The organism is Stenotrophomonas sp. (genome assembly GCF_032103445.1).
Lineage (GTDB): Bacteria > Pseudomonadota > Gammaproteobacteria > Xanthomonadales > Xanthomonadaceae > Stenotrophomonas.
In genome coordinates, this window is sequence record NZ_DAMDFR010000041.1 from 16,000 (window position 1) to 34,863 (window position 18,864).

The 18,864-nt window shown below is 65.7% G+C and carries 14 protein-coding genes; 9 read left to right on the plus strand and 5 right to left on the minus strand.

Going from position 1 to position 18,864, the window contains the following annotated elements; translation table 11 throughout:
* The first annotated feature begins 201 nt into the window (after positions 1-201).
* The 6 genes from RT551_RS14460 (at position 202) to RT551_RS14485 (ending at position 5,283) form a co-directional block, all read left to right on the plus strand.
* On the plus strand, positions 202-1,167 hold the full coding sequence (locus RT551_RS14460) for a hypothetical protein (protein WP_313459936.1): 966 nt from the start codon (positions 202-204) through the stop codon (positions 1,165-1,167).
* 2 nt (positions 1,168-1,169) lie between these two features.
* Positions 1,170-1,718, plus strand: a complete 549-nt coding sequence (locus RT551_RS14465) for an ATP/GTP-binding protein (protein WP_313459939.1) — start codon at positions 1,170-1,172, stop codon at positions 1,716-1,718.
* Positions 1,711-2,145, plus strand: coding sequence for a roadblock/LC7 domain-containing protein (locus RT551_RS14470; protein WP_313459941.1), 435 nt, complete (start codon positions 1,711-1,713; stop codon positions 2,143-2,145). The genes RT551_RS14465 and RT551_RS14470 overlap by 8 nt, the downstream gene beginning before the upstream one ends.
* Positions 2,146-2,176: 31 nt before the next feature.
* Complete coding sequence (locus RT551_RS14475; protein ID WP_313459944.1) at positions 2,177-2,536, plus strand: hypothetical protein; 360 nt, start codon at positions 2,177-2,179, stop codon at positions 2,534-2,536.
* Positions 2,537-2,628: 92 nt separating this feature from the next.
* Positions 2,629-4,353 carry a bifunctional isocitrate dehydrogenase kinase/phosphatase gene (gene aceK, locus RT551_RS14480; RefSeq protein WP_313459945.1) on the plus strand — a complete coding sequence of 575 codons (1,725 nt, stop codon included), beginning with the start codon at positions 2,629-2,631 and terminating at the stop codon, positions 4,351-4,353.
* 57 nt (positions 4,354-4,410) lie between these two features.
* Positions 4,411-5,283, plus strand: a complete 873-nt coding sequence (locus RT551_RS14485) for an energy transducer TonB (RefSeq protein WP_313459948.1) — start codon at positions 4,411-4,413, stop codon at positions 5,281-5,283.
* 47 nt (positions 5,284-5,330) lie between these two features.
* Here RT551_RS14485 and RT551_RS14490 read toward each other — a convergent pair whose 3' ends face one another.
* The 3 genes from RT551_RS14490 to RT551_RS14500 all read right to left on the minus strand — a co-directional run bounded on the left by RT551_RS14490 (position 5,331) and on the right by RT551_RS14500 (position 11,088).
* Positions 5,331-6,914, minus strand: a complete 1,584-nt coding sequence (locus RT551_RS14490; protein WP_313459951.1) for a sensor domain-containing diguanylate cyclase — start codon at positions 6,912-6,914, stop codon at positions 5,331-5,333.
* Between the two features lie 67 nt (positions 6,915-6,981).
* On the minus strand, positions 6,982-7,998 hold the full coding sequence (locus tag RT551_RS14495) for a cupin-like domain-containing protein (protein WP_313459953.1): 1,017 nt from the start codon (positions 7,996-7,998) through the stop codon (positions 6,982-6,984).
* A gap of 81 nt (positions 7,999-8,079) precedes the next feature.
* Positions 8,080-11,088, minus strand: coding sequence for a TonB-dependent receptor (locus RT551_RS14500; RefSeq protein ID WP_313459955.1), 3,009 nt, complete (start codon positions 11,086-11,088; stop codon positions 8,080-8,082).
* Positions 11,089-11,519: 431 nt separating this feature from the next.
* Here RT551_RS14500 and RT551_RS14505 point away from each other — a divergent pair, with 431 nt between their 5' ends.
* Positions 11,520-12,791: a sugar MFS transporter gene (locus tag RT551_RS14505; RefSeq protein WP_313459957.1), complete on the plus strand. Its 1,272-nt coding sequence runs from the start codon at positions 11,520-11,522 to the stop codon at positions 12,789-12,791.
* A gap of 4 nt (positions 12,792-12,795) precedes the next feature.
* On the opposite strand, the gene RT551_RS14510 is transcribed toward RT551_RS14505, so the two are convergent.
* Complete coding sequence (locus tag RT551_RS14510; protein ID WP_313459960.1) at positions 12,796-13,803, minus strand: LacI family DNA-binding transcriptional regulator; 1,008 nt, start codon at positions 13,801-13,803, stop codon at positions 12,796-12,798.
* Between the two features lie 312 nt (positions 13,804-14,115).
* Between RT551_RS14510 and RT551_RS14515 the strand changes: the two genes are divergently transcribed.
* Together RT551_RS14515 and RT551_RS14520 are read left to right on the plus strand one after the other, a co-directional pair.
* Entirely contained in the window at positions 14,116-16,638 is a 2,523-nt protein-coding gene (locus RT551_RS14515; RefSeq protein ID WP_313459963.1) for an exo 1,3/1,4-beta-D-glucan glucohydrolase, read from the plus strand.
* Between the two features lie 171 nt (positions 16,639-16,809).
* Entirely contained in the window at positions 16,810-17,019 is a 210-nt protein-coding gene (locus RT551_RS14520) for a hypothetical protein (protein ID WP_313459965.1), read from the plus strand.
* Positions 17,020-17,237: 218 nt separating this feature from the next.
* Here RT551_RS14520 and rho read toward each other — a convergent pair.
* Positions 17,238-18,864, minus strand: a 1,627-nt coding sequence (gene rho, locus RT551_RS14525; RefSeq protein ID WP_313459967.1) for a transcription termination factor Rho, incomplete at its 5' end; no start/stop codon positions are given.

The window sequence follows — 18,864 nt, forward strand, 5'->3', positions numbered from 1 at the left end:
CCCGTGACCGGACACCAACGTCGAATTCGTGAAAACGGCATGAAACTTGCCTGTTTCCGCACTATCCAGAAACCGATTTTTGGCCGGATTTACCTGCAGAAAATGAGAAACACATCACCTATGCTCTCGGAGGGGTTGGCATAGGCTAACCACGCTCTATTCCGCTCAGGATGTGATCTTTCACAAGGTAGGGGAACGCGGATGGCAAGGGTGCTGGTGGTGGGGTCGGACATGCAGGGGGAGCGCGCGCTGCTGCAGCGCCTGCGTTCGGCTGCGTCGTTGACGGCCGATGCGGTCAGCACCTGCCGCGATCTCGATGAGTGCGACCTGCTGGTGATCCGCGATACGCCGGCGCTGCGCAATGCCGCAATGCGCATGGTGCGCGAGCGCCCGCGCATCCAGTTGTGGGTGGAGGACCAGCAGGGCCAGCTGCGCGATGGCGAGCGCAGCAATGGGCCTGTGCTGGACGACGCGGCCATTGAACACGCACTGAGGCACATGGTGGACAGCACACCGGCTTCCAGCATCGACGAACCCAGCACCGCTCGCGGGGCCAAGGCCATCACCCGCGCCCTGCGCGAAAGCCTCAATGCCCGCCAAGGCCACGCGGTGCTGGCATTGGACGGGGCTGCACAGGTGCTGATCGACTTCGTGCAGGACCAGATGGTGGTGCCGGCTGGGGTACCGGCCGAGCACCTGGCCCAGGACCTCTCTGATAGTTTTGAGTCGTTGACCCTGCACGGCATCTCCGCGCGCCGTTACCAGGAATTGGCCGGCGAACGCACCCGCCAGCCGCTGCGCCCGCTGCTGTGGCAGTGGGGCCAGCGTCCGGACCATTGGCAGGACCTGGACGCGCGCCTGCAGCGCCACGCACGGGTGAAACTGCTGCGCTGGCCGGATTTCCGTGTGCTGGGCCGCCAGCACGACAGCTTCCGGTTGTGTTCGCTGCTGCTCAAGCGTGCGTGCAGCGTGGACGAATGTGCATCCCTGCTGGACGTCTCCAGTGACGCGGTGCGCAGCTTCGTGCACCCGGCGTACCTGTGTGGCTACGCCGCGCTGGAAGCGGTGCCGCAGGAAACCCCGCCGGTGCGCAACACCGCCGCGGCGGGCGGTGGCACCCTGCTGGCCCGGATGTGGCGCAGCGTGCGCCAGCGCAGCGGGGCCTGAGCATGCGGGAACACAAGATCGTGGTGCTGGGCACCATGGGCTGCGGCAAATCCACCCTGGTGCGCGCCATCGCCACCGGTGCGGTGGTGGACACCGATGTGCTCAACAGCGACCGCGAAGGTGCGGACAAGGCCTCCACCACGGTGGCGATGGACTACGCCGACATCGACCTGCCGAACGGCGACCGCCTGCGCCTGTATGGCACGCCAGGGCAGCAGCGCTTTGATTTCCTGTGGCCAATCCTGCTGCAGGGGGCCAGCGGCGTGGTGCTGCTGCTCGATGCCACCCGTGCGGCTGCCGTGGCTGAGCTGGAGGCCTATCTGGCGGTGCTGAAGCAGCACGCCACGCAGGTGCCGGCAGTGGTGGGCATCACCCGGGTGGATCTGGCTCCGCAGTTCGACCTGGAGGCCTGCACTACGCTGGCCGGCTGGGACCAGCGCGTGCTGCCGGTGATGCCGGTCGATGCACGTGACCGTGAACAGGGCTTGTGGCTGATGGATGTACTGATGAGCGAAATGGAAGCGGGCGAACTGGTGATGGCGCATGGCTGACGGACACGACGCGCGCCGGTTGGACCCGGCGCTGCGCGAGCGGCTGGTGCAGCATCTCAATCAGTTCGTCGATGACATCGATGGCGTGCGCAGCGTAGTGCTGGCGACGGTGGATGGTTTCGCGGTACTGCCTGCCGCCGGGACGCATGGAAACGGAGAGCGCCTGGCGGCGATGACCAGCGCGATGTTGGCGTTGGCCGCAGCGGTGGGCCGTGAACTGGCGCTGGGTGAGCTGGAAACGCTGATGCTGGAAGCGGGCGAGGGCAAGGTGCTGATGCTGGCGCTGCCATGCACGCCGGCCCCGCTGCTGCTGATGACCGCCTGCGACACGCGCTGTGTCGTCGGCAAGGTGCTGTGGAGTGCCAAGAACTGTGGCCGCAACATCATGGCCGAACTCAGCGGATCACGAGCCGATCCGCAGGAGTAACCGGGGCTCGATACAAACAAAGGGGTGCAACATGGCAGGACTGAACGAAACCTTGAGCGCGCTGATGACCATCGACGGCGCGCAGGCCGTGGCGCTGGTGGACTATGAAAGCGGCATGCTGCTGGGTGAAGCCGGCGCAGGCATGGACATGGAAGTGGCGGCGGCGGGCAATACCGAAGTGATCCGCGCCAAGTTGAAGACGGCCAAAGCGCTCGGCCTCAACGATACCATCGAGGACATTCTGATCTCGTTGGGCAAGGCGTACCACATCATGCGTCCGGTCGCGACCAAGCAGGGCCTGTTCCTGTATCTGGTGCTGAACCGCGACAAGGCCAACCTCGCCTTGGCCCGTCGCAAGGTGCAGGAAGTGGAAGGCCTGCTGGCGATCTGAATCATCCGGGGGGATGAAATCGACGGCACCGGGCGGTCGCCCGGTGCCGCTCCATTTGATAGGGTGAAATCCGGTCTTCCGGATCTACCTGCATGGGTGTCACCGACCTGCCGCTGTCCACGCGCCTGGCCACGCGCATTCGCGAAGGCTTCGAGGACTATCACGCGCGCTTCGCCGTGATCACGCAACGTGCGCGACTGCGCTTTGAAACGCGTGACTGGCCCGCCGCCCGGCAGGATGCGGTGGAGCGCATCGGCCTGTACGACGCCTGTATCGCCGAAACCGTGGATGCCCTGCGTCGCAGTGCCGGAGAAGCCATCGGTGAACGTGGCCTGTGGCTGCAGGTCCGTGCAGTCTACGCGGCGATGATCGAGCCGCTGATTGATGCGGAGCTGTACAAAACCTTCTACAACACGCTGGCGCGGCGCTTGTTCGCCACCCAGGGTGTGGACGCCGACGTCGAGTTCATGGCCATGGACGTGGTCCCCTCCGATGCCATCACCCACCCGGTGGCACGACACACCTATGCAGTGTCGGCCACGCGTCCGGCTGAAGCGCTGATGCGGGTGCTGGGTGATTACCCGTTCGATGTCCCCTATGCGCATCAGCTGCGCTGCGCCGCCGCCATCGCGGTGCGCCTGCAGGACGACCTGCAGCACTGGGGCGACCACCCGGTGCGCAGCATCGAGCTGCTGGACACCGTGTTCTACCGCGAGCGCCGCGCCTATCTGGTCGGGCGCGTATTCGGCGAGCATCGCTTCTCGCCCTGTGTCATCGCCCTGGTCAATGACGACAAGGGGCTGCGTGCCGATGCGGTGCTGACCCGCCGCCGCGATGTGGCGCATCTGTTCGGCGTGTCACGCAGCTACTTCCAGGCCGATCTGACCACCGTGGGCGACGCGGTGGTGTTCCTGCGCAGCCTGTTGCCGGCCAAGCCGATCGATGAGATCTATACCGTGCTGGGCCGCGCCAAGCAGGGCAAGACCGAGCGCTACCGTACCTTCTTCCATCACTTCCAGACCCACCCGGACGAACAGCTGGTGCATGCCGACGGCACACCCGGCATGGTGATGGCGGTGTTCACCCTGCCCAGCTACCCGCTGGTGTTCAAGCTGATCCGTGACCGCTTTGCCTGGCCCAAGAGGATGACCCGGCACGACGTCGAAGAGAAGTACGCGCTGGTATTCACGCTGGATCGAGTAGGCCGCCTGCTGGACGCGCAGCCCTACCGTTACCTGCGCTTCCCACGTGCGCGTTTCTCCGCGGCCTTGCGCGAGGAACTGCTGACGCAATGCGCCACCAGCGTGCACGAGGAGGGCGACGACCTGGTCATCGACCTGTGCTACGTGCAGCGCCGCTTCCGTCCGCTCAATCTGTACCTGCGCGAGCAGACCGCCGACGCGCGCCGCGCCGCCGCACTGGATTACGCGCAGGCCATTACCGACATGGCACGCAACAACATCTTCCCGGGCGACATGCTGCCGAAGAACTTCGGTGTGTCTCGTCATGGGCGTGCGGTGTTCTATGACTACGACGAACTGAGCCTGCTCACCGACTGTGTGTTCCGGGCGTGGCCGCAGCCGCGCAACGCCGAAGAGGCGATGGCCGACGAGCCCTGGTTCCATGTGGGCGCGCACGACGTGTTCCCGGAGCGCTTCGCGCCCTTCATGGGGTTGCCTGCGACAGAGTTGGCAGCGGTGCGTGAGCACTTCGGCCATCTGTTCGATCCAACGTGGTGGCAGGGTCTGCAGGCGCGCTTTGTTGCGGGTGACTACCCCGATACACCGCCGTACGCGGCCGCCCATCGGTTGGCGTAACGATGAAATGACGCGGTTGTGGTATAGATTTCGCTTCAATCCACATGGAGTAGTGACATGCGATTCAGCAGAAACCTGACGCTTTCCGTTGCATTGGTGCTCGGGACGTCCGCTGCGATCTGCGGGCCCTCGGTCCACGCGCAGACGGCTCGCCAGGTGGCGAGTACGGCCGAATCCACCATGGTGTTGACCGGCCATATCGACATCGGTACCGAAGGCCAGGTTGAAGGGTTCCACCTCGACAAGCGCGACAGCGTGCCGACCGGCGTGGCCGGATTTGTGGACGGGCAGGTCAAGGGCTGGAAGTTCGAACGCATCATCGTGGATGGTGTGGCAGTGCCAGCACGCACGCCGGTGAGTATCCGTCTGCTGGCCAAGCCCGAGGCCGATGGTGGTGCCACCGTGTCGCTGGTGGCTGCGAACTTTTCGGAGTACCGAGACGATGCGACCGATCGCGTCACGCGTCTGAAGGCCCGCGCTCCTCAGTACCCCACTGCCGTCTTCCAGCGCGGTGGCGGCGGAGAGGTTTTGTTGTTGGTCAAAGTTGGACGCGACGGAAAGGTCGAAGATGTATTTGCCGAACAGGTCAATCTGCGGTGGGTGGGTGCCGAGCCCGAAATGCAGAGAATGCGCGATGAACTTGCGCGTGCCTCAGTCAGAGCGGCGCGAGGGTGGACCTACCGGGCTCCAACCAGCGGTGAGAGCAGGAACGACCCGTACTGGAACGTTCGCGTTCCTGTCAGGTTCGCGTTGAATGACGACCGTGAGGTCTACGGAAAGTGGCATGCCTACATCCCCGGGCCGCGCCTGAGTGCTCCGTGGCGGGCCGAAAGCCCTGCCGATGCCGGGGCGGACCTGCTGCCGAGTGGTGGGGTGTACATGGCGGACGCCCATAGCGGCCCGCGTCTGCTCACCCCGCTGGGCGGCTGAGCACGCTTCGTGTCAGATCGGCGGCTGCCGCCGATCTGACCCTCACATCAACCCTGCGACGTGTCTTCCAGCGGATAGATCACGGTCCGGTTGCGACCCTGTTCCTTGGCCATGTACAGCGCCTTGTCGGCCAGGCGCAGGGCCTGCTGCGGGTCTTCGTGGTACGACGGGTAATGCGCCACGCCCAGCGATACCGTCACGGCACCGACATCGTCGAAGGTTTTGCCGGCAATCTGTGCACGAAGACGTTCGGCGATCAGCGCGCTGTTGGCTACATCAATGCCCGGCAGCAGGATCAGGAACTCCTCGCCGCCATTGCGGCACAGCAGGTCGGTGTCGCGCGAATCGTCGCGCATGATCTGCGCGATGCGCAGGATCACCGCGTCACCCACCGGGTGGCCGAAGCGGTCATTGATCGATTTGAAGCGGTCGATGTCCAGCGCGATGATCCCGAACGGCTGGCCGCGTGCCTGCCAGTCCTCAAGACCCTGCTGCAGTCCACGACGGTTCTGCAGGCCGGTGAGCGGGTCGGTCATGCTGGCCCGGTTGAGCTTTCCGATCCGGTCCTGCAGCAGGTTGAAGCTGTACAGCAGCGCCTGCTTGAGGTGGGCGGCTTCGTAGTACCACGCGCGCGTCGCGCCCACATGGCGGATGGCAATGCCGGTGTCGCGGTTCTGCACGTTGCGCGCCATCTGCCACAACGGCAGCGAAATACGGCGGGCGAACCACCAGGTGAGCAGCAGCGAGACGATGCCCAGCGGAATGGCGTTCCAGATCACCGCCGACATCAGACGCGACAGCTGCGCCAGGGTGGCTTCGGTGGGGCGCTGTGCGACCACGCCCCAGCCCACCGCCGGCACCGGCGCGTAGCCGGCCAGCATCAGCACGCCGTGGCTGTTGCGCACTTCCTGCGCACCGGAGTGGCCCTTGCTGACCGCCTGCACCGCCGGGTTGTCCTTGGCGAACTGGCCGATCCGGTTCGGCTCGATGTGATAGAGGATGCGGGCGTTGCGGTCCACCACGTACAGATAGGAGCCGTCACGGTAGTAATGCTTGCCCAGCAGGGTCTGCAGAATGCTGGTCTGGCGCAGGTAGATGGTGCCGCTGACATAGCCCTGGTACTGGCCCTCGGTATTGAAGATGGGCTGGGTGATGGCCACCAGCAGGCGGCCGGTGGCCGACTGGTACGGGTCGCTGATGTAGGGCTCGCGACGCTTGAGGGCTTCTGTATTGCCGGAGCTGTTGAGCACCACGCCCTGCAGCGCCAGACTCTGCGGCGAGGTGGCCAATACCGTGCCGGCGCGGTCGACGATCAACACCGAGTTGAAATCGTTGGTCTGCTGCTGCAGCCGGGCCGCTTCCCGTTCCAGCTCCTGCACGCTGTGCGCGCGGCTGCCCAGCCCCTTGGCGGAGTAGGCCAGCTGCTGCTGCGCGGCCAGCAGGAAGTTCTGGGTGGTCTCGGCCAGCTTGCTGGCGTACACACGGTTGGCTTCCAGCGTGTTGCCGATCAACTGCTCGCGCTGCACCCGGTAGCTGGCGTGCAGGGTGTTGGCCAGGGCGACGATGGCACTGAGCAGGGCCAGGCCAAGAATCAGCTTGCCCAGGGTAAGGCGGGACGGCAACGGCGACATGGGGGTACGGCCAGACGGCGGAGAACGGGCGGATTATTGCGTATTCAGAAGTCAAGTGTGTAAAGCGTCACCGCTCCAGCCTTCGCCGAAGAACACTGCGCACGTTGCCCGCCGCTGCGGCATCCAGCGGCCCCAACACACCTTGTGCCGCATCGGGAATGTGCCCTGTGGTCTGCTCTCCAGCCTCGAACACGTAGTGATCGAACATCGCCTGCCAATGCGCGCGCTGGGCCGGCGGCAGGTCGCGCAGGGCCAGAATGGCCAGCATCAAGGCGTTCATCGGCGTGTCCATCCACCCCGGTACGGAGCGCCACCAGTAGTTCACCAGCACGTTGAAGTCGTCCAGTCCCTCCATGTGGTGCCACCACAGCGAGGGAATGAACACCGCATCGCCTGGCCCCAGCTCGGCCACCTGGGCCTGCGCCCAGGCTTCGGCAAACCGGGGGAAGCGCTCCAGATCGGGTGCAGCGAAGTCGACCAGGCTGACCGCCTGGCCGGCCGGATTGAAATCCAGTGGGCCGATATAGAGGTTTCCGATCTGCTCCGGCGGGAACAGGGTGACACGGCGCCGACCGGCGGCCACGCAGGCCAGGTTGTCCGGCACGTCCTGGTGCGCGGCAATGCGCGAGCGGTTGCCGATCCAGATGCTGCCCAGCGGGTCGTCCACTCCCAGGTCCAGCGGGTTGTCCTGACGGAAGCCGGGCAGGAAGCTGTCCAGCGTGGTCGAGGCCACATAGATGGTCGGTGGCGCGGCCTGGCCCTGGTACTTGAGCAGGGTGTCGAGCACCACCTTCAAGGGAATCTGCTCGCGGCGGAAATTGAAGCCGCTCATGTCCGCGTTGTAGAAGATGCGCCCTTGCGCCTCCGGCGGCGCGGTGGTGGCGGTGACCGGCATCGTGCCGTGGTAAAAGTGCTTGAGGTGCGCCACCGCGTCGGCCGGCGAGCGGCGCGCGGCCTGTACCAGCGGCCAGTCGGCTACCAGCCCGCGGATCACCTTGGGGGTGGTCCAGGTGGGCAGCAACGCGCGCAGCTGCGCAGGCGTCAGGTCACGCACTTCGTCAATCGGGCCGGGCAGGGCGGTCATGGCGGGGTCACAGGGACAGGGGCGTGACGCAGTGTAGGGCAGCGGCGGTCGGGCCGCCCCGGTGGGGGCGGCCCGTGCAGGTCAGAACTTGTAGCGCACGCCGAACATGTAGCGCGGCCCGGTCTGGGTGGCGTAACGCAGCATGTTGGTGTGGCGCGAGTAGGTGCGCATGGTCTCGTCGGTGAGATTGATCGCTTCCACACTCAGGGTCAGGTTGTCGGTGGCGGCGTAGCTGATGTTGAGGTCCAGCTGGCCGTAGTCATCGGTGTAGTTCGGGTTCGGGCCCTGGCCGCCGATGCCGCTGAGGAAGCTGTCGCGCCAGTTGTAGGCCGCACGCACCTGCCAGCGGTTCTTGTCGTAGAACGCCACCACGTTGGCCGAATCGCTCAGGCCGATCATCGGGTACTGGTCACCCAGGCTGTAGTTGTCGAACGTCAGGCCCGACTTGACCTTGGTGTAGTTGGCGGCGACACCGAAGCCGGACTGGCCGAACAGGTGCTGCAGCGCGACTTCCCAGCCATCGAGATGGTCCGAGCGCTGGTTGGCCGGCAGGGTGATGTCGAAGCCGGCTACCGGATCGCCGGGCTGGCCGACGATGGTGCCGGTGCGCTCGCCCGCCGAGTTGGTGCCGGTGGCGGTGACGCCGGGCTGGCCGTTGAAGTTGTCGAAGATGTAGTTGCGGATGCAGGCCCCGTCGGTGGCGGCGCAACCGCCGGAGGCCAGCGCGGCATTCCAGTACGCACCGCCCACCGGCGTGTGCAGCTCGCCGGTGTTCTCACGCACGATGGTGTCGCTGATGAAGTTCTTGATGTTCTTGCGGAAGAAGCCGACCGATGCGTAGCTGGACTCGCCGTAGTACCACTCCAGCGACAGGTCGAAGTTGTCCGAGATCAGCGGCTCCAGGCCGGGGTTGCCGCGCGAGCCGGTGCCACCCTGGGTGCGTACGATGCCCGCCAGGGTCTGCCCGCTCTGGATCTTGCTCCAGCCCGGACGGCCCAGGCTGCGGCTGTAGCTGCCGCGCAGCACCAGGTTTTCCAGGATGTCCAGCTTCAGGTCCAGGTTCGGCAGCACATAGTCGTACTTGCCTTTGCCGCCGACGAATGCGCGATCGTCGGCGTAGTCGATGTTCAGTTCGTTGGCCGAGTTCCAGGTGATGCTCTCAGGCACGCGCACCATCGCCAGAGATTCCACCTCGGTCTGCTCATAGCGCACGCCCACGGCGACGCTGAACGGCATCGACCAGTCGAAGGTGGTGCGGTACTGCAGGTACGCGCTCTTGGAGGTTTCGGTGGTGCGGATGTCGTCGGTGTACTCGGTCGGCGCGTAGTAGCAGGTCGGGCAGGCCGGGCTGCCGGCGGTGCCCACCTGGCCGGCACGGTCGATCAGGCGGTCGAAGTCGAACACCAGGAACTGCCCGGTCAGGCGCGGGTCGTCATGCCCGGAGAAGGCGTCGAAGTACTTCGCCATGTCGTCGGCATACCAGATGCTGTCGTCATAGTCGGCAGGCGTACCCACGCCGCCCCAGGAGTCGCGCTGCATGATCGCCGAGGCCGAACGGTTCTTGACTTCCGCGTAGCCGACGCCAAAGTCCAGCGCCGAGTAGTCGGCGAAGCGGAACACGCCGGAGCCCTGGTACTGCTGCACTTCCGATTTGTTGTAGCTGTTCTGGAACACCGAGCCGGTGACCAGCGCGTCGGCGGCCTGCACGCCGCCCGGCGGCAGCGCGATGTTGATGATCGGCAGATCACCGCTGTAGTCCACCGTGGTGGTGCCGCGCACAAAGGCCGCCACGCCGAGCACGCCGGCCGAGCCGTACTTGCTGTCCGGCTGCGACTCGGCGCTGGAGTTGTGGAAGTCGAAGGAGAGGTCGAGTGAATCGTTGACCTCCCAGTCCACGTTGAAGCCCAGCGAGTCCATGGTGTTCTTGGTCGCCAGCTGGGCGCCACCCATCGACACGTCCGAATTGGTCATGTCCTCGCTGTAGATGATCGGCGCGGCAATCGGACCATTGGTCCAGGTGCTGTCACCGGGGCCGTAGTTGAACCACACCGACAGTTCGCTGCGCTGCTGCTGCACCTTGTTTTCCACATAGGTGTAATCCAGCGTGGTGGTCACGTTGTCCAGCGGCTTCCACTGCAGGGTGGCTTGCCCGTTGGTGCGCTGGCGCTGCACGCCGTTGACGTTGTAGGCGGTGTTCTGCGGGCGGCCGTAGACATCGGTCGCGTCGGGGCGATTGGTGATGCGGTCGGCGTAGCCCGTTCCCGGTTGCGGCAGTGCGCGCCCGTCCGTGCTGTCGCCACGGAAGGTGGCCCAGCCCTCGGCCACGGTGGCCTGGTTGAAACCGGAATCGCGCTCCTGATAGCTGCCGCTGAGCATGACGCCGAAGCGGCCGTCAGCGTACTGCTGGCTGAAGATGCCCGACATCTCGCCGGTGAAATCCTTGCCCTGCAGGGTGCTGGGCAGGTTGTCGTTGGAAGTGTCGTTGACGGCCTTCAGGCCGACGCTGATCACCGGCTCGGCTTCCAGCGGGCGCAGCGTCTTGACGTTGATGGTCGCGCCGATGCCGCCGGTGGGGTTGTCCGCACGTACGGTCTTGTAAACCTCGACCGCCGAGATCGATTCGGAGGCGATGTTGGCGAAGTCGAACGAACGCGAGCTGGACAGCCCTGCGCCGCCGTCGCCGAGGTTCGAGGCCGGCATCTGGCGGCCGTTGAGCAGCACCAGGTTGAAGTCCGGGCCGATGCCGCGCACGGTGACCTTCGAGCCTTCACCGCTGGAAGTGCGGTCGATCGACACGCCACTGATGCGCTGCAGGGATTCGGCCAGGTTGGTGTCCGGGAACTTGCCGATGTCTTCGGCGACGATGCCGTCGACCACGCCCTGGCTGTCGCGCTTGAGGTTCATCGACGACGCCAGGCTGGCGCGGATACCGGTGACCTGCACCGCATCCAGCGTGGTCGGGTCGGCGCTCTGCGACGAAGGCGCAGTGCTGTCGGTGGTTTGATCCTGTGCCCAGGCCGGGCCGGCCAGAGCAGCCAACAGCGCGGAAGTGAGCATTGCCTTGCGGGGTACGGCCTTGTACGTCTTCATGGAAGCTCCCTCCCCAGGGAATTCGGTAGTGACGGTGCGACGGCGTTTGATCGGTTCAACAGCTCTTGGGGGCGGATTGGGCCGGCCCCTGACAGCGTTGTCAACAAACTGCCATGTGCAACCGTTTTCGGCGCGCACGCTCATTGCCCGCAATGCTGCAGGGCATCACCGGGTGATCCCGTTGGAAACACATGGTGCACAGCGGATTTCCGCGGATTTCAGCCAGTGACGCGCAGCCGATTCCGACCGCACCATACGTTGTGCAGTGCAGAACGAAACTGCGCAAACCGGGCTTGGAAGTGATTGACCGGTTGTCTGACAGCGCTGGACAACCGGACACGAAGCGGGTTCCATGTGTGGCCGCTGCGTGACCGCTTGTCAGGATTCGCCTGACCGCGTTGCGCCTCTTTTCCCTTCTGCAAGGACAGGCAATGGACACTTCAACCGTGGTGCGCGGGCAGCACGTGCAGAGCAACCGCGTGGCGCTGGCGGTGGTCACCGCCATCTTCTTCATGTGGGGCTTCATCACCTGCCTCAACGACATCCTCATTCCGCATCTGAAGGCGGCGTTCTCGCTGACCTGGGTGCAGGCGATGCTGATCCAGTTCACCTTCTTTGGCGCGTACTTCCTGATGTCGCTGCCGGCGGGGCGGCTGGTCGCGGCGGTGGGCTACAAGCGCGGCATCGTGGCCGGGCTGGCGATTGCCGGCGTCGGCGCGCTGCTGTTCTGGCCGGCTGCGCATCTGCATGTATACGGCCTGTTCCTGGGCGCGCTGTTCGTGCTCGCCACCGGCGTCACCGTGCTGCAGGTGGCGGCCAACCCCTACGTGGCGCTGCTGGGGCCGGAGCAGACCAGTTCGAGTCGGCTGACCCTGGCGCAGTCGATGAACTCATTGGGCACCACCCTGGCCCCGCTGTTTGGTGGACTGCTGATCCTGTCGGCGCAGCCGCGCAGTGCTGAGGAGCTGGCGGCGCTGCCGCAGGCCGAAGCGTTGGCGTACCGGGTGGCTGAGGCACAGTCGGTGCAGCTGCCGTACTTCGGCCTGGCCGTCACCCTGTTCGTGCTGGCGGTGGCGATCTGGATGTTCCGGCTGCCGGCGATTGCCGGTGTTGAAGACCAGCCGACCCGGCCCGGTGGGCTGAAGGATGCGCTGCGCCATCCGCACCTGCGCTATGGCGTGCTGGCCATCTTCTTCTACGTCGGTGCGGAAGTGTCCATCGGCAGCGTGCTGGTCAATTTCCTTTCCATGCCGGGCATTGGCGAGGGGATGACCGAACAGCAGGCCACGTTCTATGTGTCGCTGTACTGGGGCGGGGCACTGGTGGGCCGCCTGCTGGGTACCTGGCTGCTGGTGCAGGTGGATCCGCGCCGCCTGCTGGGCTGGTTCGCGATCATCGTGATGGGCATGCTGGCCGTCACCATGCTGGGCACGGGCGGGCTGGCCAAGTGGAGCGTGGTCAGCATCGGGCTGTTCAACTCGATCATGTTCCCGACCATCTTTGCGTTGGCCATTGCCGGGTTGGGTCCGCTCACCGGCCAGGGCTCCAGCCTGCTGGTGATGGCTATCGTCGGCGGTGCAGTGATTCCGCTGGCGATGGGCTGGCTGGCCGATCACTACGGCCTGCAGGGGTCGTTCCTGCTGCCACTGCTGTGCTACGGCTACATCCTGCACTACGCTTGGCGCGGCGCGCGCCGCGCCTGAACAATCAGCGGCGGCGCGGGGCCTGGGTGGACTCGCGCACCAGCACCGCATGGTCCACCGTGACCATGCGGCCACCCTTGGCGGCGCGGATGCGTTCGATCAATTGCTCGGTGGCGATGGTGCCCATGCTTGAGGTCGGCTGGCGCACCGTGGTCAGCGCCGGGAAGATGTGCCCGGCGATCGGCGTATCGTCGAAGCCGCATACGGACAGGTCACGCGGAATGCGCAGGCCGCGCTGGCCGGCCACGCGGTAGACCGCTGCAGCCATGTCGTCGTTGGCCGCGAAAATCGCGGTGGGCGGCTCGGGTAGATCGAGCAGCGCGTTGGCGGCGGTGATGCCGGACTCGAACGAGAACTGGCCGTTCACCACCAGCGCCGGGTCGTACTCGATGCCCGCCGCGCGCAACGCCTGGCGGTAGCCGGCGTGGCGCCACTGGCACGCCCCGTGTGCGCGTGGTCCCTTGATATGCGCGATGCGACGGTGCCCCTGCGCCACCAGGTGCGCGATCAACTCCACCACGGCTGTGGTTTCATCCATGCGCACGCCAATGTGGCCGTCGGGATCACGCGGGGCAATGCTGGAATAGGGAATCTCCTGTTCTTCCAGCCAGTCCAGTACCACTGCGTCGTCGGTCAGCGGCGGAATCAGCACCACGCCATCCGGGCGGGAGTTCTCGAACAGCGCGGACAGGTCGGGCAGGGTATGCCGGCCAATGCCCACCGGGCCCAGGATCAGGTTGTAGTGGTGCGCATGGCAGGCCTCGAGCATGCCGTTCTGGATTTCCATCAGGTAATTGCGCGAGGGATTGTTGTACACCAGCGCCAGCGAATACGAGCGCTGGCCGGCCAGGCTGCGCGCGGACAGGTTGGGCTTGTAGCCCAGCCGTGTGACCGCCGCCATCACCCGCTCGCGCGTTTCCGCGCGGACGTTCGGCTCATGATTGAGCACGCGCGACACGGTCTTGATCGAAACGCCCGCGACGGCGGCAACATCCTCGATGCGACTGCGCATGATGCGATGGATCTCCTGGAGAGTGCTGCCGATGGTAGAGCGCCCGAAGCATCGTGGAATTGCCGATGCAGGCGGGATGTTGCCACGTCACGAGCGCGGAATGTACTGCGGAAATTCTTGACGCGTTGCAGCAGTTGCGACCGCTGCGTCCGGGCACGCGCGTGCGCATCCCTTTGCCCACGGTGCGATGCACCTGATGAGGCGGCTTTGTGGTTGACACGGCTTCGGCCCGCTTATATGACAGCGCTGTCAGGAAGGCCCGTCACGGGGAGCGTGCGGTGCCTCATCCGCCCAACCCCGGAGGTTTCGTCCGTGATCAGCGTCAACCGGTCTCTTCTCGCCGCCAGCCTGCTGCTGGCCCTGTCTGCCCACGCCGCCGCCGCACCGTCCAGCGCCGGCCAACTGCAGGATTGGCCGCAGGTGAAAAGCGCGATCGCCCAGGACCCCGCGATCGAAAGCCGGGTGCAGGCCATTCTTTCGAAGATGACCCTGGCGCAGAAGATCGGGCAGATGACCCAGCCCGAGATCAAGACCATCTCCCCCGACCAGGTACGTGAGTACTACATCGGCTCGGTGCTCAACGGCGGGGGCTCCTGGCCGGGCATGAACAAGCATGCGTCGGTGGCGGACTGGCTGAAGCTGGCCGATGCCTACCGCGCCGCCTCGCTGAAGACCGATGCCGCCACCCCGGTCCCGGTGATCTGGGGCACCGATGCGGTGCACGGGCACAACAACGTGTACGGGGCCACCCTGTTTCCACACAACATCGGCCTGGGGGCTGCGCGTGATGCGGACCTGATCGAGCGCATTGGCCGCGCCACCGCACAGTCCACCCGCGCCACCGGCATCGACTGGGTGTTCGCGCCGACCCTGGCGGTGGCCCATGACCCGCGCTGGGGCCGCACCTATGAAAGCTTCTCGTCCGACCCGGCACTGATCCGTGAGTACGCGCATGCCTACGTCAAGGGCGCTCAGGGGCGCTTCAACGACGACGGCAACGTGGTGACCACTGCCAAGCACTACATCGGCGACGGCGCGACCGACAACGGCCGCGACCAGGGCGAGGCGCTGGTTGACCACGCCACGATGGTCAACGTGCACGGCCAGGGCTACTACGGCGCACTGGCGGAAGGCGCGCAGACCGTGATGGCCTCGTTCAACAGCTGGAATGACCGCGCCGGCGGTGTGAACTACGGCAAGATGCACGGCAGCAAGGAGCTGCTCACCGATGCCTTGAAGCACAAGATGGGCTTCGACGGCTTCGTGGTCTCTGACTGGAACGGCATCGCGCAGGTGCCGGGTTGTCGCAATGACAGCTGTGCGCAGGCGATCAATGCCGGCATCGACATGGTGATGGTGCCGGACGACTGGAAGGCGTTCATTGCCAACACCATGGCGCAGGTGGAGAAGGGCGAGATTCCGATGGCACGCATCGACGATGCGGTGACCCGCATCCTGCGGGTGAAGCTGCGGGCCGGCCTGTTCGACCACAAGCCGTCTGACAGCCGCTACGCGGGCGATGCCAATGCCGTGCAGCACCGTGAACTTGCGCGTGAGGCGGTGCGCGAGTCGCTGGTGCTGCTGAAGAACCAGAACAACGCCCTGCCGCTGCGCCGCGACGCGCGCGTGCTGGTGGTGGGCAAGAGCGCCGACAGCCTGAGCGACCAGTCCGGCGGCTGGTCGCTGACCTGGCAGGGTACTGAAAACACCAATGCCGATTACCTCAATGCCGATTCCGTGCTGGGCGCACTGCGTGCCGAACTGGGCACGGATCAGGTGACCTTCAGCGCCGACGCCAGCGGCGTGGATGCCAGCGCCTTCGACGTGGTGCTCGCCGTGATTGGCGAAACGCCGTACGCCGAAACCAACGGCGACATCCTGCCGTCCGATACGGTCAGCCACAGCCGTGCCCAGCCGCAGGACCTTGCGGTGTTGAAGGCCGCCGCCGCCACTGGCAAGCCGGTGGTCACCGTGTACTTCTCCGGTCGCCCCATGTACACCAACGACCTGCTCAACCTGTCGCAGGCGTTCGTTGCCGCATGGCTGCCGGGCAGCGAAGGCAAAGGCATCACCGATGTGCTGGTGGCGGGCAAGGACGGAAAGCCCGCGCACGACTTCACCGGCACGCTCAGCTTCCCCTGGCCCGGCGTGCCGTGCCCGGCTCCGATCGACCGCCCCGATCCCAAGCGCCCGGCGCTGTTCAAGCTCGGCTATGGACTGCGCTATGCGTCGGCCGCGCCGGTGGCGCGTCTGCCGGAAGCCAACCCGGACCATTGCGGCGAAGTCACCACCCTGCCGATCTTCAACCGCGTGGACAGCATGCCGTTCTCGCTGCACATCGCCGTCAACGGTGCGACCCAGCCGCTCGGCAACGACCTCAATGCCACCCTGCGCTGGCCGCAGGCGGTGCCGGTCGCGCAGGTGCGCACGGTGCAGATCAACACCCAGCAGGACGCACGCGAAGTCACCTGGCTCGCCCCCGCGCAGCTGATCGCCCGTAGTTCCTCGCGGCGCAATCTCAGCGCACTGGCACGCAGCAACGGCGCGCTGCAGTTCGACGTCTTGGTGCAGACCAAGCCAACCACGCCGGTCAAGGTGACCATGCAGTGCGGCACCGGCTGCGAGGGTGGGGTGGACATCACCTCGGTGCTGGCCGGACTGTCACCCGGACAGAAGCACACCGTGAGCATTCCGCTGGCCTGCTTCGCCAAGCAGGGCGTCGACCTCGGCGCGGTGGAAGCCCCGTTCGTGGTGACCGGCGACAAGCCGCTGGTCGCCGCGTTCACCCAGGTGCAGCTGGCTGCCAAGGCCAAGGGCAACGTGAGCTGCCCGTAACCACGGACGTGCCGGCCCGGTGACCGTAGAGCCGGGCTTGCCCGGCTGAAACGCCCGTTATCCATCACATCGCCGGGCAAGTCCCGGCGATGTCGTTTTAGGACCATCTTCAAGGGAAGCCCGGCACCGGCCCGGTATCGTGCCTTTCAATCGCGCACGGGAAGGTCAGCCATGACGGTGGTGCATGTATTGGGCGGGGTGTCGCTGGTGGTTGTGGTGGCAGCGTCGTCGGTGGTGAGGGCGGGTTTGGGCGCACATGTGGGCGAACGCGAGGTCGCGGCCGGCGACGAAGACGTCGTGTCGCCGTTGCAGATGCCGGCGCGGGACGAGGGCGTGGTGCCTGCCGCATTCGGGCCGTTGCGGGATCGCATGCGGCCGTGAGGGATTCGAATTTCGCGTAAAGCCGATCTTACTCCGAGGTCATGCGTTACCGGGCGTGGGCGGTTTCACGGCCGTCGTCTGTCGACCGACGCTACCGGGCCGACGTGCCTTTGATCTTCCACGGCCACCGATGGCCTGTCGGCAATCGCCCCATCCGCGCGCAGAAACAAAAAGCCCCGCTGAAGCGGGGCCTTTTGCGATAGCGATGAAGCAGGCGATCAGCGCTTCATCGAACCGAAGAACTCGTCGTTGGACTTGGTGTTCTTCATCTTGTCCAGCAGGAATTCCATCGCCGCGATTTCGTCCATCGGATGCAGCAGCTTGCGCAGGATCCAGATCTTCTGCAGCAGCTCCGGCTCGATCAGCAGGTCTTCGCGACGCGTGCCCGAACGGTTGATGTCGATCGCCGGGTACACGCGCTTTTCGGTGATGCGACGGTTCAGGTGCACTTCGCTGTTGCCGGTGCCCTTGAATTCTTCGTAGATCACTTCGTCCATCTTGCTGCCGGTATCGACCAGCGCCGTGGCGATGATGGTCAGGCTGCCGCCTTCTTCCACGTTACGTGCCGCACCGAAGAAGCGCTTCGGACGGTGCAGCGCATTGGCGTCCACACCACCGGTCAGCACCTTGCCCGAGCTCGGCACCACGTTGTTGTAGGCGCGCGCCAGACGGGTGATCGAGTCGAGCAGGATCACCACGTCCTTCTTGTGTTCCACCAGGCGCTTGGCGCGCTCGATGACCATTTCGGCCACCTGCACGTGGCGCGCGGCCGGTTCGTCGAAGGTCGAGCTGATCACTTCGCCGCGCACCGTGCGCTGCATTTCGGTCACTTCTTCCGGGCGCTCATCGATCAGCAGCACGATCATGTGCACTTCCGGATGATTGGTCGTGATCGCCGTGGCGATCTGCTGCATCATCATCGTCTTACCGGCCTTCGGGGGCGACACGATCAGCGCACGCTGACCTTTGCCCTGCGGGGCCATCAGGTCGAGGATGCGGCCGGTGATGTCTTCCGACGAGCCGTTGCCGCGTTCCAGGGTGAAGCGCTTGCGCGGGAACAGCGGGGTCAGGTTCTCGAACAGCACCTTGTTCTTCGACGCTTCCAGCGGCTCACCGTTGATGGTGTCCACGATCGACAGCGCGAAGTAGCGCTCGCCGTCCTTCGGGAAGCGGATGCGGCCGGACAGGTGGTCGCCGGTGCGCAGGTTGAAGCGGCGGATCTGGCTCGGCGAGATGTAGGTGTCATCCGGACCGGCCAGGTAGCTGGCCTCGGCCGCACGCAGGAAGCCGAAGCCGTCCGGCAGGATTTCCAGCACGCCGTCAGCGGCCACGCCGTCACCATGACGGGTCAGCACCTTCAGCAGCGCGAAGATCACGTCCTGCTTGCGGGCGCGGGCGACGCCTTCGGAGATCTGCAGCTGCTCGGCAATTTCCAGCAGCTTCTGGGCCGGCATGCGCTTGAGGTCGCTCAGCGAGTACACCGGGAAGCCTTCCGGCACCTGCGGCTGCTGGCGCGGCACGAAGGCCTGCTGCTCGCCGTTGTCCTGCGGCATGCCGTCGTCGCGGAAACGGTCGTTGCGGTTGCGGTCACGGTCGCGGCGGTTGCGGAAGCGGTCGCGGCGGTTGCCCTGACCCTGTCCCTGCTGGTACGGGTTCTGGTTCTGCCCGCCCTGTGCGTTCTGATTCTGGTTCTGGTGACGCTGCTGGCCACCTTCGCCGCCGTCCTGGCCACCGCTCGGGGCCGGGGAGCCTTCGCCCGATGCGCTGGCTGCCGGAGCAGCGGGAGCAGACGGGGCGGGAGCCGGGGCGGGAGCCGCTGCCGGCGCCGGCGCGGCGGGCGCGGCA